The sequence below is a fragment of the Streptomyces sp. HB132 genome, assembly GCF_016909575.1.
Lineage (GTDB): Bacteria > Actinomycetota > Actinomycetes > Streptomycetales > Streptomycetaceae > Streptomyces.
In genome coordinates, this window is sequence record NZ_JAFBGA010000009.1 from 123137 (window position 1) to 135417 (window position 12281).

The window sequence follows — 12281 nt, forward strand, 5'->3', positions numbered from 1 at the left end:
TTGCGGACCGGTGGACGATACTGGGATTGAACCAGTGACCCCTTCCGTGTCAGGGAAGTGCTCTCCCGCTGAGCTAATCGTCCTTGGAGGTGGAGACGGGATTTGAACCCGTGTAGACGGCTTTGCAGGCCGTTGCCTCGCCTCTCGGCCACTCCACCAGGGATGGGGGTTCGGGAAGAATCCCCCACCTTCTGCGAGCGGACGACCAGGTTCGAACTGGCGACCTCAACCTTGGCAAGGTTGCGCTCTACCAACTGAGCTACGTCCGCTTGTCTTTCCCGGCCCGCTCACGCGTCCCGGCGACGTGTTGAACTCTAGCGGATTCCCGGGCCAGTACAAAAACGCGTTTGCGCAGCGTGCTGCGCCGACGCCGCCCGCCGCAGGTCATCGCACACCGTCCTAGACTCGTATCCGTGCGCCACCTCACCCCTCTCGCCCGCTTCGGTGGCCTCGTCGCCTCCGGCCTGCGGGATGTCACCAGCGACCCCGCGGCTCTCGGATCATCCGGCTTCTGGGCGGTATGCGCCGACTTCGAGGGCCGACTGGTCTGTGCCCGCTTCGCCGACGTGCGGTCCGAGGAAGTGCCCCTCCCCGTCCCCGGGGCCTGGCACGGGCCCGCCCCGGAGGACTGGACGTCCTCACTCGACGAGGACGCCTACACGGCGGGCGTGCGAAGGATCCGGGAACACATCGCGGCCGGCGAGGTCTACCAGGCCAACCTCTGCCGCGTCCTGTCCGCGCCCCTGCCCGGCCCGCACGCCGACGTGGACGCGCTCACCGCCCTGCTCGCCCGGGGCAACCCGGCGCCGTACGCGGGGACGATCCGGCTTCCCGGGCACGGGGTGGAGATAGCCACCGCGTCCCCCGAGCTCTTCCTCGCACGCCATGACCGGACCGTCCGGTCCGGCCCGATCAAGGGCACCGGGCGCACCGAGGACGACCTGCTGGAGAAGGATCACGCGGAGAACGTGATGATCGTGGACCTGGTCCGCAACGACCTCGGCCGTGTCTGCGTGCCCGGCAGTGTGAGTGTTCCCGATCTCTGCGTCCTGGAGAAGCACCCGGGACTCGTCCACCTCGTCTCCACCGTGCGCGGACGTCTGGCCGACGGTGCCGGCTGGCCCGAGCTGCTCACCGCGGCCTTCCCGCCCGGGTCCGTCACCGGCGCGCCCAAGTCGAGCGCGCTGAGGATCATCGAGACCCTGGAGACGGCACCGCGGGGACCGTACTGCGGAGCGGTCGGCTGGGTCGACGCCGACCGGGGCACCGCGGAGCTGGCCGTCGGCATACGGACCTTCTGGATCGACCGCACCGGGCCCGCGCCCCTCCTCCGCTTCGGCACCGGAGCCGGTATCACCTGGGGCTCCGATCCGGCGCGCGAATGGGCGGAGACCGAACTCAAGGCATCCCGGCTGCTCGCTGTAGCGTCGGGCGCGTACGAGCAGACAGGAAGGACAGCGACATGAGGATCTGGGTCAACGACGGACTGCGGGACGCCGACGACGCCCGGCTGTCCGTGCTCGACCACGGGCTGACCGTGGGCGACGGCGTCTTCGAGACGGTCCGGGTCGCCGGGGGCCGTCCCTTCGCCCTCACCCGGCACCTCGGCCGGCTGACGCGCTCGGCGCGGGGTCTGGGCCTGGCCGACCCCGACCACGACGAGGTCCGTCGCGCGGTCGCGGCCGTCATCGAGGCCAACCCCGTGGAGCTCGGCCGACTCCGGATCACGTACACCGGTGGTCTCTCACCGCTCGGCTCCGACCGTGGCGACGCCGGGCCCAGCCTGGTCGTCGCCCTGGGTGAGGCCGCGCGCCGCCCCGACAGCACGGCCGTGGTCACCGTCCCCTGGACGCGTAACGAACGCGGCGCAGTGACGGGACTCAAGACCACCTCCTACGCCGAGAACGTCGTCGCACTCGCGCGTGCCCACGAGCACGGAGCGTCGGAGGCGCTCTTCCCCAACACGGTCGGACAGCTCTGCGAGGGCACCGGCTCCAACGTCTTCGTCGTCCTCGGCGGGCGGATCCACACGCCGCCCGTCGCCTCGGGATGCCTGGCGGGGATCACACGCGCCCTGTGTGTGGAGTGGACCGGCGCGCAGGAGACCGATCTCCCGCTGGACGTGCTCGAGCGGGCCGACGAGATCTTCCTGACCTCCACACTCCGCGACATCCAGGCCGTCCACCGGGTCGACGGCCGACAACTGCCCGGCGCCCCCGGGCCCGTGACGGCGAAGGCCATGCGGGTCTTCGACGAGCGCGCGGCGGACGATCTCGATCCGTGAACCCAGGCCTTCGAAGCCCCGTGGCCGGCTGCCGGAATCCGCAAAGGGGGTGACGGCCCGCCGCCCAGCGGATAGAACACCCTGATGACCACGACCATCCGGCCGGCCGGGCCGGTCCAGCAGGGCGCCGACGGCGCACGGGCACGCACGTACGACGTGTGCGACAACGGGCGGCCCGTGGGCGCCGTCGACATCTCCACCGACCCGGTGTTCGGTCCCTCGGCGGGCATCCTCCGGTCCGTCGGCATCGACGAAGCGCACCGCAGGCGCGGCCGCGGGACCATCGCCGCGCTCGCCGCCGAGGAGGTGCTGCGCGGCTGGGGCTGCGCCCAGGTGCGCCTGGTGGCCGCCGCCGACAACCAGGCCGCACAGGCACTGGCGGCCGTGCTCGGCTACACCGAGCGCAGCCGGAACATGCTGAAGCGTCTGCGGCGCACCGCCCCCGCGCTGCCCGCCGGGGTCACCGGACGGCCCATGACGGAGCGGGAGTACGCCGAGTGGGCGGCCACCAGCGCCGAGACGTACGCGAGGGAATGGGTGGAACGCGGCGTGCCGGAGGAGCAGGCCCGGCGCAAGGCCGAGACCGACCACGCCACGAACCTGCCGGACGGCCTGGCCACCCCCGGCATGTACTTCCACGTCCTCGTCCACGACGGAGCCGTCGTCGGCCACGTCTGGGTGGCCCGGCGTGACATGCCGGACGGCGATGACCTGGGTTACGTGTTCGACGTCGAGGTACGCGAGGAGTGCAGGGGGCGTGGCTACGGGCGGGCGCTGATGCACCTCGCGGAGGACGTCACGCTCGACGCCGGCCTCGGCCTCCTCGGCCTGCACGTCTTCACCACCAACACGCCCGCCCTGCGGCTGTACGAGTCGCTCGGCTACGAGGTGACGCAGTACAACCTGGCCAAGGCGCTGTAGCCGTCAAAACGCCGTCCGGGCCGGCCGGCCCGTCAGCCCTGGCCCGCGAGCAGGCGGTCGGCGATCTCCTCGATGCGTGCGCGCAGACCCTCCTGGCTCTTGCCACCGTCCAGCCGCTCGTCGCCGATCACATAGGTCGGAGTCCCGGTGACGCCGATCGCCCTGCCCTCGGCCTGGTCCGCGTCCACGATCAGCAGGTGTCGCCCGTCGATCAGCGCCGTGTCGAACTCCTCGGCGTCCAGGCCCAGTTCGCCGGCCACTTCGAGGAGGAGGGGCTCACCCGCGCGGGCGAGGTCCGCGGTGCGGGCCAGTACGGCCTCGATGTACGGCCACCCCTTGCCCTGGTCGGCCGCCTCCTCGGCGGCCTGCGCCGCGGCATACGCGTGCTTGTGCTTCTCCAGCGGGAAGTGGCGCAGCCTGACCTCCAGCCGGTCGCCGTACCGGGCTCGGAGGGCGTGGACGTCGGAGAGGGCCCGGTGGCAGTCGGGGCACTCGAGCTCGCACCAGAGGTCCAGGACGATCGGCGCTGCGGAGGGGGAATCGCTCATGGAAGTCAGTCTTTCAGGCCGGACGGGCGCTTCCCAATCGGGACCTGGGGAGGAGTGCGGCCCTGAAATGTCCCTGATGCGGTCCCTGACCGTGGCCACCACGGCGGCCGCCGGTGCAGGATGGAAGGGACGAGACCCGACTGCTGGAGGCCCCGATGCTTGCCGAGACCATCTGTTCCGCGGTGTCGGCGGCGGGTTTGGGCATCGCCGCCATCACCGCGTACCGAAAGCGGTTCCTCACGGCCACCCGGATCGCCGCCTACTCACTGGTGCCCGTGGGCCTGGTGATGACCGGTGTCGTCGAGTGGGTGTCGGGCATCGTGTTCAAGCCGGGCGTCTGGATCGGCTTCGGCCTGCTGGCGGTGGCCTGGCTGCTCTTCATGACCACGCGTGCGGTCGAACGCCGGAGCGGCTCGACGCGCAAGGAGCGCAAGGCCGCGCGGGCCGCGGAGCGCGGCGCCGTCGCGCCGGCCGCGTCCTCGCCCTCGCTGACGTCCGGGGCCGGGGCGAGCGCGCCGCAGGCGAAGGACGGCGGGCGGAAGAAGCCCCAGCAGGCGGCCGCGCCCGGTGACGACTTCAGCGATATCGAGGCCATCCTCAAGAAGCACGGGATCTGACGACCCGCCCCGCGAAGGTCGGCCCTGCGGGAGCGGAGCGGTCTCGAGGGTGTGAATCGATTCATCCAGGGTCGGGGGCTCCGGAGGGTCTGCCGCTGTCCCACCCCTCGGTATATTGCGAGTCGCGTTGCCCTGATCTTGACGGTATCCCGCGCATGCGGTTAGCGTCCCGAACGGATTGAAACAATTCAATGCGGGCGGGGGCGACGGCGCGACGGGACACGCGGTACGTCCGTCGGTGGATTCAGGGACCGGCGCCGAGGTGCGGCGCCGAACGCATCAGTGGGGCAGGACAAGTGGGGCGTGTGGCAGGGATCAAGGACGTGGCCCGGCAGGCCGGAGTCTCGGTGGGCACGGTCTCCAACGTGATCAACCGTCCCGAGGCGGTGCTTCCCGACACCAGGGCCCGTGTGCTGGCGGCGATCGAGGAACTCGGATACGTGCGCAGCGAGTCGGCCAGGCAGCTCAGGGCGGGCCGCAGCCGGATCATGGCCCTGCTCGTGCTGGACATGGGCAACCCCTTCTTCGTCGACATCGCACGTGGCGCGGAGCGCGCGGCACGGGCGGCCGGCCTCGGCGTGATGGTCTGCAACAGCGGCCAGAGCCAGGAGGAGGAGGCCGAATACCTCGGGCTCTTCGCCGAGCAGCGGGTCTGCGGCGTACTGGTGACCCCCGCGGACGCCACCGGCGGCAATCTCGAGGCCTTCGCCCGCCACCGGATCCCCTATGTGCTGGTCGACAGGGTGGCGGCCTCCGGCGACAGCTGTGCCGTCTCCGTGGACGACGTGCGCGGGGGCATGCTCGCCGTCGGGCATCTCGTCTCGGCGGGGCATCGCTCCGTGGCCTATGTGAGCGGTCCCGGCGATCTGCACCAGATCAGGGACCGCCGGGAGGGTGCCCTCGCGGCGCTCGCCGAGGCGGGGCTCGGTCCCGAGGCACTCGTCGAGATCCCCTCCGACCGCCTGGACGTGGCGGCGGGCCGCGACGCCGGCGCCAGGCTGCTCGGCCTCGTGCCCAGGCCGACCGCCGTGTTCTGCGCCAACGATCTGCTGGCGCTCGGGGTCCTGCAGTCCCTGTACGCCGCCGGCGTGCGGGTCCCGCAGGACGTCGCCATCGTCGGCTACGACGACATCGAGTTCGCCGCGGCCGCCGCCGTGCCCCTCACCTCGGTCCGGCAGCCCGCCGTGGTGATGGGCAGGATGGCGGCGGAACTCCTCCTGGAGGAGGCGCACGACGCGGACGGTGGCCACCGGCACCGAAGCGTGGTGCTCCAGCCGGAACTCGTCGTCCGTGCGTCCAGCGCCGTCCCGCGCTGACCTGGAGGGCGGGCCACGCGACGGCCCCCTCTGATCGGGCCAGCCGTTCCCCGCCGTCCCTGCCGTCGCTCCCGGGGCTGGATGCGAACGCGCGCCGGGTCCTCGGACGCGGGAGCGAATCGCGTTCATCCCGGAGTGGGTGAACCAGCCCTGCTGAAGCATCTGTTGATCGCCAACGCGGCTGCTCTGCGTCATGATCGCTACGAGATGGTGGACACCTCCCGGGGCGATGCCCCCGCACCCCCTGCCGAAGAGCCGCGTGGCTGCCTCTTCGCCCTTTCCCAGCCCCCGTTGATGATCTTCCTGACGGTCGTCGGCGGCCTGCTGCTGACGGCGGCCCTGCACGATCTCTTCTTCCTGTGAACGGCCGGTCCACCTGGACGCCCGTCACGCCGGAGGGCCGGCCGCCTCCCGGCCGGTGGCCGTTCGACGGGGTTCGACGGGGTTCGACGGGCGTGAGGGCCGTCAGCGCGCCGCTTCCCGGCGCCGGGCCCGGTAGGCGGCGACATGGAGCCGGTTGCCGCAGGTGCGGCTCGAGCAGTAGCGGCGGGAACGGTTGCGCGACAGGTCGACGAAGGCGTCCCGGCAGTCCGGGGCCTCGCAGCGCCGCAGCCGATCCTGCTCGCCGGCCACGACGATGAAGGCCAGCGCCATGCCGCAGTCGGCGGCGAGGTGGTCCGCGACGGAGGCGTCCGGCGCGAAGTAGTGGACGTGCCAGTCGTAGCCGTCGTGATTCGTGAGCTGCGGCGTGGTGCCGGCCGCGGCCACCAGGCCGTTGACCAGGTCCGCCGCGGTGCGGGCGTCGGGTGCCGCGAATATGTCGGCGAACCGGTCGCGGACGTCCTGCACGGCGCGCAGGTCCTTCTCGCCGAGGGTTCCGACACCGCTGATGTCGTGGCGCTCCGCGAAGGCGTAGAGCGCTGGGAGCTCGGCGAGCCCGTCGCCCGTGTCGCTCTCCGGTGCGGTGTTCACCAGATCGACCACCGTTTCGAGGGCGATCCGGGTGTCGTGGGGGATCAGCACGCTTCGCTCCCTGGCCTCCGGCGGACGGGCGTCCGCCGATGGCGGCTGACTCTACTGTCTCGGCGAAGGCACTCAGGGCCCGGTGCGGCCCGAGGGGGCGGGGTGGGCCCCTTTTCCCGGTCCCGTACGCCGTCGGAGCCTGTGGCGGCCTTCTGGAGGCCTCGGGGGCGGCTCCGGCGATGGTGGGGAGGTGTCAGGTGCCGGTGGCGCTGCTGCCGGTCCGGACGGCGGCAGGTGTACAGGTGCTGCCGTCGCGGGTGCGGTGGCAAGGGCCCGCACAGCGGCGCCGCCGCCGCGGTGGGTTCCGCGGCGACGGCGCCGGTGCCTGCCCTATGAGGTTGTCCGCGTGACGCCGTCGCCCCGAGTCGGACGGCGTCCCGCAGCTCTCTGCCTGGCTCAGCTCTCGGCCAGGATGTGCGAGAGCTCCGTATCGAGGTCGAAGTGACGATGCTCGGTGCCCGGTGGGACTGCGGCGTCGGTCCTCTTCAGGAACGATTCCAGAGCCCTCGCCGGGGCTTCCAGCAGGGCTTCGCCCTCCGGGGAGCTCAGTGCGATGCAGACGACGCCTTGACCGTGACTCCGTGATGGCCAGACGCGGACGTCTCCGGTGCCGGTGGGCCGGTGCAGCCCCTCGGCAAGGAGGTCACGGGCGAAAACCCATTCGACCGTCTCCTCCGCTCCGGTGTGGAAGGTGGCGTGCACGGCATAGGGATCGGCCGTGTCATACCGCAGGCCCGCGGGTACAGGCAGTGACGACTCGCTCGACACAACGAGGCGCAGGTGCAGCTCGCAGCTGACCGTGGTGTTCATAAGCGCCAGGGCCTTTCGCTCAGTGTGCGCTCGGGGATTCGCACGTCGGCGAAATCGACATGCCACCTACGGTGGCGTTGTAAACCCCTCTGACCTATTTGTCGTGCTTCGGGTCGCTCGTACAGCGGTGTGTAACTTTGCGTCATGCGTCCATTCCGGTGACGATCGCCGGTCCGGTAGGTTGGGCTTCATGAACGCGGAGAGTGACGAGCGGAAAGAGGTCGCCGCCACGGTGGCCCCTGGTTCCGCTGCGGGGGACGGACGGACGGCGGAGCGTGAGCTGGGCTCGCGGGCGCCCGGGTTCATCAAGGGATCGAGGGTGCTGCACCTGAGCTGGCAGGTCGGGATCTTCGTGGTCGGACTCGCCGTGGTCGGGGCCGGCGTCGTGATGCTGCCGTTGCCCGGCCCCGGATGGCTGGTGATCTTCGGTGGCATGGCGATCTGGGCGACCGAGTTCGTCTGGGCGCAGCTCGTCCTGCGCTGGACCCGGCGCAAGGTCACCGAAGCCGCCCAGCGTGCCCTTGATCCCAGGGTCCGGCGGCGCAACGTCATCCTCACCGCGGTGGGGCTCGTGATCATCGCGGTGCTGGTCGGGATCTACGTCTGGAAGTTCGGCATAGCGATGCCGTGGAAGATCGAGGAGTGACCCGGAGGTGGTCCGGGGGTACCGCTGACATGGGGTAATGTTTGCCCTGCCGCCGGGGCGATTAGCTCAGTGGGAGAGCGCTTCGTTCACACCGAAGAGGTCACTGGTTCGAACCCAGTATCGCCCACCCCGGACCGATGGCCCGGAAGCTTCAGAGAAGCTTCCGGGCCATCGGCGTTTCCGTGTGTGCCCTGTGCCGCGACCTGTGCCGTCTGTTCGGCCCGTCGTCACGCCACCGAAATTTCGTCCTAACCGTTGACGCACCCGTTGCCGCTCCTTACTTTGACCCAGCAAGCGCTTTCTAAAACGATTCAATGCGAACGGTGGGGGCGAGCTATGTCTCGTAACAACGGCATGGACAGGCGGCAGCTGCTGAAGCTGGCCGGCCTCTCGGCAGCCGGTCTCGGGCTCACCGCGGCCGGCTGCGGCTCGGGCGGCAGTGGTTCCGGTGGTCCGGTCACCATCCGGCACTCGTGGTGGGGCGCGGACGACCGTGCCAAGAAGGTCCAGCAGTGTGTCGGGATCTTCGAGAAGAAGCACCCGAAGATCAAGGTGAAGACGGACTTCCAGCAGTACCCGGACTTCTGGAAGAAGTTCAACACCCAGGCTGCCGGCGGCAACCCCCCGGACGTCATCCAGAACGCCGTGACCTTCCTGCGCAAGTACGAGGCGAAGAACGTTCTGCTCGACCTCAGCCCCCAGGTGGAGAAGGGCAACCTCGACCTCGGCGGCTTCCGCTCCGGGCTGGAGAAGTTCGCCGAGATCGACGGCAAGCTGCTCGGTGTGCCGGTCGGAAGCAACTCGATGGCTCTGGTCATCGACGAGAAGGTGTACGACAAGGCGGGCATCGCGCCCCGGATCGGCTGGACGTGGGACGACTGGTACGCCGGTCTCCAGAAGATCAGGAGCGGGCAGAAGGTCGCCGGTGACGCCGGACCGCACGGTGTGATGTACCTCTACGACCTGATCCTGCGCCAGAACGGCAAGGCCTTCTTCACCGAGGACGGCATGGGCTTCGGCGAGGCCGAGCTGCTGCCGTACTGGACGGAGGCCCTCGAGCGGGTCGAGGCGGGGCTCTACGCCGACCCGAACAAGGTCGAGCAGATCAAGCCCGCCTCGGCGACAGCCAAGGGCCTGTCCGCCGGCGAGTTCACCTGGGACAACTTCTCCGTCCGCTACAGCGCGGAGGGCGGGAGCAGTTACGGCCTCGCGCCCATCCCGAGCACCGACGGCAAGAAGACCGGCCAGTATCTGGGGTCGCTGATGCTGAGCGGCACGGCGCGTACCAAGCACCCTGCCGAGGTGGCCACCTTCATCAGCTTCATGACCCACGACCCCGAGGTCGCCCGGATCATGGGATACGACCGCGGCGTGCCCGCCACCACCGCGCAGTTCGAGGCATTCCAGCCCACCGACGCCCCGAGCAAGGCGATCGCCGCGTACGAGACCGCCATCGCGGACGCGGGCGTTCTCGAGCCGATCACCCCGCACCCGGCGGGCGCGGACGTCATCGAGGCGGCCTTCCTCCGCATCGGCGCAGACCTGGCGCTGGGCAAGACCTCGCCGAAGGACTCTGTGGAGCAGTTCTTCTCCGAGGCGAAGACCGCCCTCGCCTCGAACTGAGAGGACCGTGGTGACTCACACCCACCCCTCCCCGGGCGCACTCGCCGCCCGGGACGACCGCTCCGCCGCCAAGCGGAACGGTCCCCGAGGAGAAGCGCCGCCCACCGCCCCGAAGCGGTGGGACCGCGCCGAGAACCTGGCCGGCTACCTGTTCATGTCGCCCTGGATCGCGGGCTTCCTGTTCCTGATCGCCGGCCCCATGGTGTTCTCGCTGTACCTGTCGTTCACCGAGTACAACCTGTTCGAAGCGCCGCGCTGGATCGGCCTGCAGAACTTCACCGACATGTTCGCCGACCCCCGCTGGCGCCAGTCGGTGAAGGTCACCTCCTGGTACGTGCTGATCGGCACCCCGGTCAAGCTGGCCGCCGCGCTCGCCGTCGCCATGCTGCTCGCGCAGAAGCGGTGGGGCCAGTCCTTCTACCGGGCGGCGTTCTACGCCCCGTCCCTGATCGGGGCGAGCGTCTCGGCGGCCATCGTCTGGCGCGCGCTGTTCTCGGACGACGCGATCGTCGACCGTACGCAGAAGGTGTTCGGCGTCGAGGTCGGCGGCTGGATCGGCGACCCCTCGATGATCATCTACGCGCTCATCGCCCTCACCGTCTGGCAGTTCGGCGCGCCGATGGTCATCTTCCTGGCCGGCCTCAAGCAGGTGCCTCGCGAGCTCTACGAGGCGGCCGAGGTGGACGGAGCCGGCCCCTGGCGCAGGTTCTTCCACATCACCCTGCCGATGATCTCGCCCGTGCTGTTCTTCAACGTCCTGCTGGAGACCATCCACTCCTTCCAGATCTTCGGCTCGGCCTACATCGTCAGCAACGGCAGCTGCGGACCGGCCGACGCCACGCTCGTCTACACCTGCTACCTGTACGAACAAGGCTTCGTGAACAGCCGCATGGGATTCGCCTCGGCCATGGGATGGCTGCTGCTGCTCGCGGTCGGTCTGGTCACGGCCGTCCTGTTCCGGTCCCAGAAGCGCTGGGTGCACTACGAGGAGGGCGGCCGATGAGTCCCCTGACAGCAGCCCTACGGCGCCGGGGTCCCGGCGCACTCGCCTGGCACCTCGGTGCGCTCGTCATCCTCGCCGTGGTCCTCTACCCGGTGGTGTGGACGATCGGGGCCTCCTTCAAGCCCAGTGCCGAGATCATCGGCGCCCTGGACCTGTTGCCGGCCGACCCGATCGGCGACAACTACACCCGCCTCACCGAGGGCATCGCGGACATCCCGATCTCGACGTTCTTCCTGAACTCGACGTACATAGCCGTCGGTTCCGTGATCGGCGTGGTGCTGTCCTGCTCGCTGACCGCCTACGCCTTCGCCAAGGTGCGGTTCGCCGGCCGCAACGCCATGTTCGCCATCATGATCGGCACGCTCCTGCTGCCGTACCACGTACTGATCATCCCGCAGTACGTCCTCTTCCAGAAGCTGGAGCTGATCAACACCTTCACGCCGCTGCTGATCGGCAAGTACCTGGCCACCGACGCCTTCTTCGTCTTCCTGATGGTGCAGTTCATGCGCGGGCTGCCCAAGGAGCTCGACGAGGCGGCGCGGCTGGACGGCTGCGGGCACCTGAGGACCTACTGGTCCATCGTCATGCCGCTCTGCCGGCCGGCGCTCGTCACCAGCGCGATCTTCACGTTCATCAATGCCTGGAACGACTTCATGGGCCCCCTGCTCTACCTCAACGAGCCGGACAAGTACACCGTCTCGATGGGGCTGAAGATGTTCATCGACCAGGACGCGGTGGCGGACTACGGCGGCATGATCGCCATGTCGCTGGTGGCCCTGCTCCCGGTCCTGGCCTTCTTCGTGGCATTCCAGCGGTACCTGATCGACGGCATGGCCACCTCGGGCCTGAAGGGCTGACGCGGCGTGGCGACGAAGACCCGTACACCGGCCGGGCGTTCGCGCGTCATGGACCGTTTCGCCCTGTTCTCCGAATGCCTGCTCGTCGGCGTCTGGATCGCCGCGGCCGCCCTGCCCCTGGTCACCTTCCCCGCGGCCTTCGCCGCCGGGACCCGGCACCTGCGCCGCTACCTCGCCGGTGAGCACGGCGGCCTGCGCGAGTTCGCCGGCGACGTCCGGACCGCGGTCCGCGGCGGGTGGATCGTCGGCGCGGCCGTATGGGCCGCCGCGGCCCTGCTCCTGCTCGACATGGCCGCCGTCCGGGCCGGGCTGCCGGGCGGCTCCTTCGTGGGCGCCGTCGGCATCCTCGCCATGATCGGTCTCCTGGTCGCCGTCCTGCGCGCCGCTTCGGCCTGGGAGCCCGGCGCGCTCTGGCGCACCCTCCTCGCCGAGGCAGGCCGCACCACGGTGCGCGACCCGGCCGGCTCCCTCCTCCTCGTCTGCGGGATGGCCGTCGTCGTGCTGTCCGGCGCTCTGGTGCTGCCGCTGGCCGTTCCCGTCCTCGGGGCCGTCGCGGCCGCGGCCACCGCGGTGCGAGAGCGCCGGCTCTCCCGCTGACCCGTTCCTGTTCGTTCCCTGTCCCGAATCCGCACG

General features: G+C 70.1%; 14 protein-coding genes and 4 tRNA genes. 12 read left to right on the top strand and 6 right to left on the bottom strand.

Annotated features, from left to right (window positions below):
- Positions 1-11: 11 nt before the first annotated feature.
- From JOC24_RS21005 to JOC24_RS21015, 3 genes are all read right to left on the bottom strand, one after another.
- Positions 12-83 (bottom strand) — tRNA-Val (locus JOC24_RS21005).
- A 1-nt stretch (position 84) separates the two neighbouring features.
- Positions 85-158, bottom strand: a tRNA-Cys gene (locus tag JOC24_RS21010).
- A 38-nt stretch (positions 159-196) separates the two neighbouring features.
- Positions 197-269, bottom strand: a tRNA-Gly gene (locus tag JOC24_RS21015).
- Between the two features lie 144 nt (positions 270-413).
- Here JOC24_RS21015 and JOC24_RS21020 point away from each other — a divergent pair.
- The 3 genes from JOC24_RS21020 (at position 414) to JOC24_RS21030 (ending at position 3205) form a co-directional block, all read left to right on the top strand.
- The gene (locus tag JOC24_RS21020; protein ID WP_205021895.1) at positions 414-1466 is read left to right on the top strand and encodes a chorismate-binding protein; all 1053 of its coding nucleotides are present in this window, start codon (positions 414-416) and stop codon (positions 1464-1466) included.
- Complete coding sequence (locus tag JOC24_RS21025; protein WP_205021896.1) at positions 1463-2284, top strand: aminotransferase class IV; 822 nt, start codon at positions 1463-1465, stop codon at positions 2282-2284. The genes JOC24_RS21020 and JOC24_RS21025 overlap by 4 nt, the downstream gene beginning before the upstream one ends.
- A gap of 84 nt (positions 2285-2368) precedes the next feature.
- Positions 2369-3205 carry a GNAT family N-acetyltransferase gene (locus JOC24_RS21030; RefSeq protein WP_205021897.1) on the top strand — a complete coding sequence of 279 codons (837 nt, stop codon included), beginning with the start codon at positions 2369-2371 and terminating at the stop codon, positions 3203-3205.
- A gap of 32 nt (positions 3206-3237) precedes the next feature.
- On the opposite strand, the gene JOC24_RS21035 is transcribed toward JOC24_RS21030, so the two are convergent.
- Positions 3238-3753, bottom strand: coding sequence for a DsbA family protein (locus JOC24_RS21035; RefSeq protein WP_205021898.1), 516 nt, complete (start codon positions 3751-3753; stop codon positions 3238-3240).
- A gap of 155 nt (positions 3754-3908) precedes the next feature.
- Between JOC24_RS21035 and JOC24_RS21040 the strand changes: the two genes are divergently transcribed.
- The 3 genes from JOC24_RS21040 to JOC24_RS21050 all read left to right on the top strand — a co-directional run bounded on the left by JOC24_RS21040 (position 3909) and on the right by JOC24_RS21050 (position 6049).
- The gene (locus JOC24_RS21040; RefSeq protein WP_205022048.1) at positions 3909-4370 is read left to right on the top strand and encodes a hypothetical protein; all 462 of its coding nucleotides are present in this window, start codon (positions 3909-3911) and stop codon (positions 4368-4370) included.
- A 305-nt stretch (positions 4371-4675) separates the two neighbouring features.
- On the top strand, positions 4676-5686 hold the full coding sequence (locus JOC24_RS21045; protein ID WP_374104516.1) for a LacI family DNA-binding transcriptional regulator: 1011 nt from the start codon (positions 4676-4678) through the stop codon (positions 5684-5686).
- 135 nt (positions 5687-5821) lie between these two features.
- Positions 5822-6049 carry a hypothetical protein gene (locus JOC24_RS21050; RefSeq protein ID WP_205022058.1) on the top strand — a complete coding sequence of 76 codons (228 nt, stop codon included), beginning with the start codon at positions 5822-5824 and terminating at the stop codon, positions 6047-6049.
- 102 nt (positions 6050-6151) lie between these two features.
- Here JOC24_RS21050 and JOC24_RS21055 read toward each other — a convergent pair whose 3' ends face one another.
- Positions 6152-6709, bottom strand: coding sequence for a CGNR zinc finger domain-containing protein (locus JOC24_RS21055; protein WP_205021900.1), 558 nt, complete (start codon positions 6707-6709; stop codon positions 6152-6154).
- 396 nt (positions 6710-7105) lie between these two features.
- Complete coding sequence (locus JOC24_RS21060) at positions 7106-7519, bottom strand: SsgA family sporulation/cell division regulator (RefSeq protein WP_003959770.1); 414 nt, start codon at positions 7517-7519, stop codon at positions 7106-7108.
- A gap of 190 nt (positions 7520-7709) precedes the next feature.
- On the opposite strand from JOC24_RS21060, the gene JOC24_RS21065 reads away from it, so the two are divergent.
- The 6 genes from JOC24_RS21065 to JOC24_RS21090 all read left to right on the top strand — a co-directional run bounded on the left by JOC24_RS21065 (position 7710) and on the right by JOC24_RS21090 (position 12245).
- Positions 7710-8165, top strand: coding sequence for a TIGR02611 family protein (locus JOC24_RS21065; RefSeq protein WP_205021901.1), 456 nt, complete (start codon positions 7710-7712; stop codon positions 8163-8165).
- Between the two features lie 55 nt (positions 8166-8220).
- A tRNA-Val gene (locus JOC24_RS21070) sits at positions 8221-8292 on the top strand.
- A 209-nt stretch (positions 8293-8501) separates the two neighbouring features.
- The gene (locus tag JOC24_RS21075; RefSeq protein WP_205021902.1) at positions 8502-9788 is read left to right on the top strand and encodes an ABC transporter substrate-binding protein; all 1287 of its coding nucleotides are present in this window, start codon (positions 8502-8504) and stop codon (positions 9786-9788) included.
- 10 nt (positions 9789-9798) lie between these two features.
- Complete coding sequence (locus tag JOC24_RS21080; RefSeq protein WP_205022049.1) at positions 9799-10791, top strand: carbohydrate ABC transporter permease; 993 nt, start codon at positions 9799-9801, stop codon at positions 10789-10791.
- A complete protein-coding gene (locus JOC24_RS21085) occupies positions 10788-11648 on the top strand; it encodes a carbohydrate ABC transporter permease (protein ID WP_205021903.1) in 861 nt (286 codons plus the stop codon). The genes JOC24_RS21080 and JOC24_RS21085 overlap by 4 nt, the downstream gene beginning before the upstream one ends.
- Before the next feature lie 48 nt (positions 11649-11696).
- Positions 11697-12245 carry a hypothetical protein gene (locus tag JOC24_RS21090; RefSeq protein ID WP_205022050.1) on the top strand — a complete coding sequence of 183 codons (549 nt, stop codon included), beginning with the start codon at positions 11697-11699 and terminating at the stop codon, positions 12243-12245.
- The last annotated feature ends 36 nt before the right edge of the window (positions 12246-12281 follow it).

Excerpts from the sequence above, each read along its gene's own strand:
- JOC24_RS21090 (WP_205022050.1), top strand. The coding sequence starts at position 11,697 with ATGGACCGTTTCGCCCTGTTCTCCGAATGCCTGCTCGTCGGCGTCTGG.
- JOC24_RS21065 (WP_205021901.1), top strand. The coding sequence starts at position 7,710 with ATGAACGCGGAGAGTGACGAGCGGAAAGAGGTCGCCGCCACGGTGGCC.
- JOC24_RS21085 (WP_205021903.1), top strand. The coding sequence starts at position 10,788 with ATGAGTCCCCTGACAGCAGCCCTACGGCGCCGGGGTCCCGGCGCACTC.
- JOC24_RS21035 (WP_205021898.1), bottom strand. The coding sequence starts at position 3,753 with ATGAGCGATTCCCCCTCCGCAGCGCCGATCGTCCTGGACCTCTGGTGC.
- JOC24_RS21030 (WP_205021897.1), top strand. The coding sequence starts at position 2,369 with ATGACCACGACCATCCGGCCGGCCGGGCCGGTCCAGCAGGGCGCCGAC.
- JOC24_RS21060 (WP_003959770.1), bottom strand. The coding sequence starts at position 7,519 with ATGAACACCACGGTCAGCTGCGAGCTGCACCTGCGCCTCGTTGTGTCG.
- JOC24_RS21040 (WP_205022048.1), top strand. The coding sequence starts at position 3,909 with ATGCTTGCCGAGACCATCTGTTCCGCGGTGTCGGCGGCGGGTTTGGGC.
- JOC24_RS21075 (WP_205021902.1), top strand. The coding sequence starts at position 8,502 with ATGTCTCGTAACAACGGCATGGACAGGCGGCAGCTGCTGAAGCTGGCC.
- JOC24_RS21025 (WP_205021896.1), top strand. The coding sequence starts at position 1,463 with ATGAGGATCTGGGTCAACGACGGACTGCGGGACGCCGACGACGCCCGG.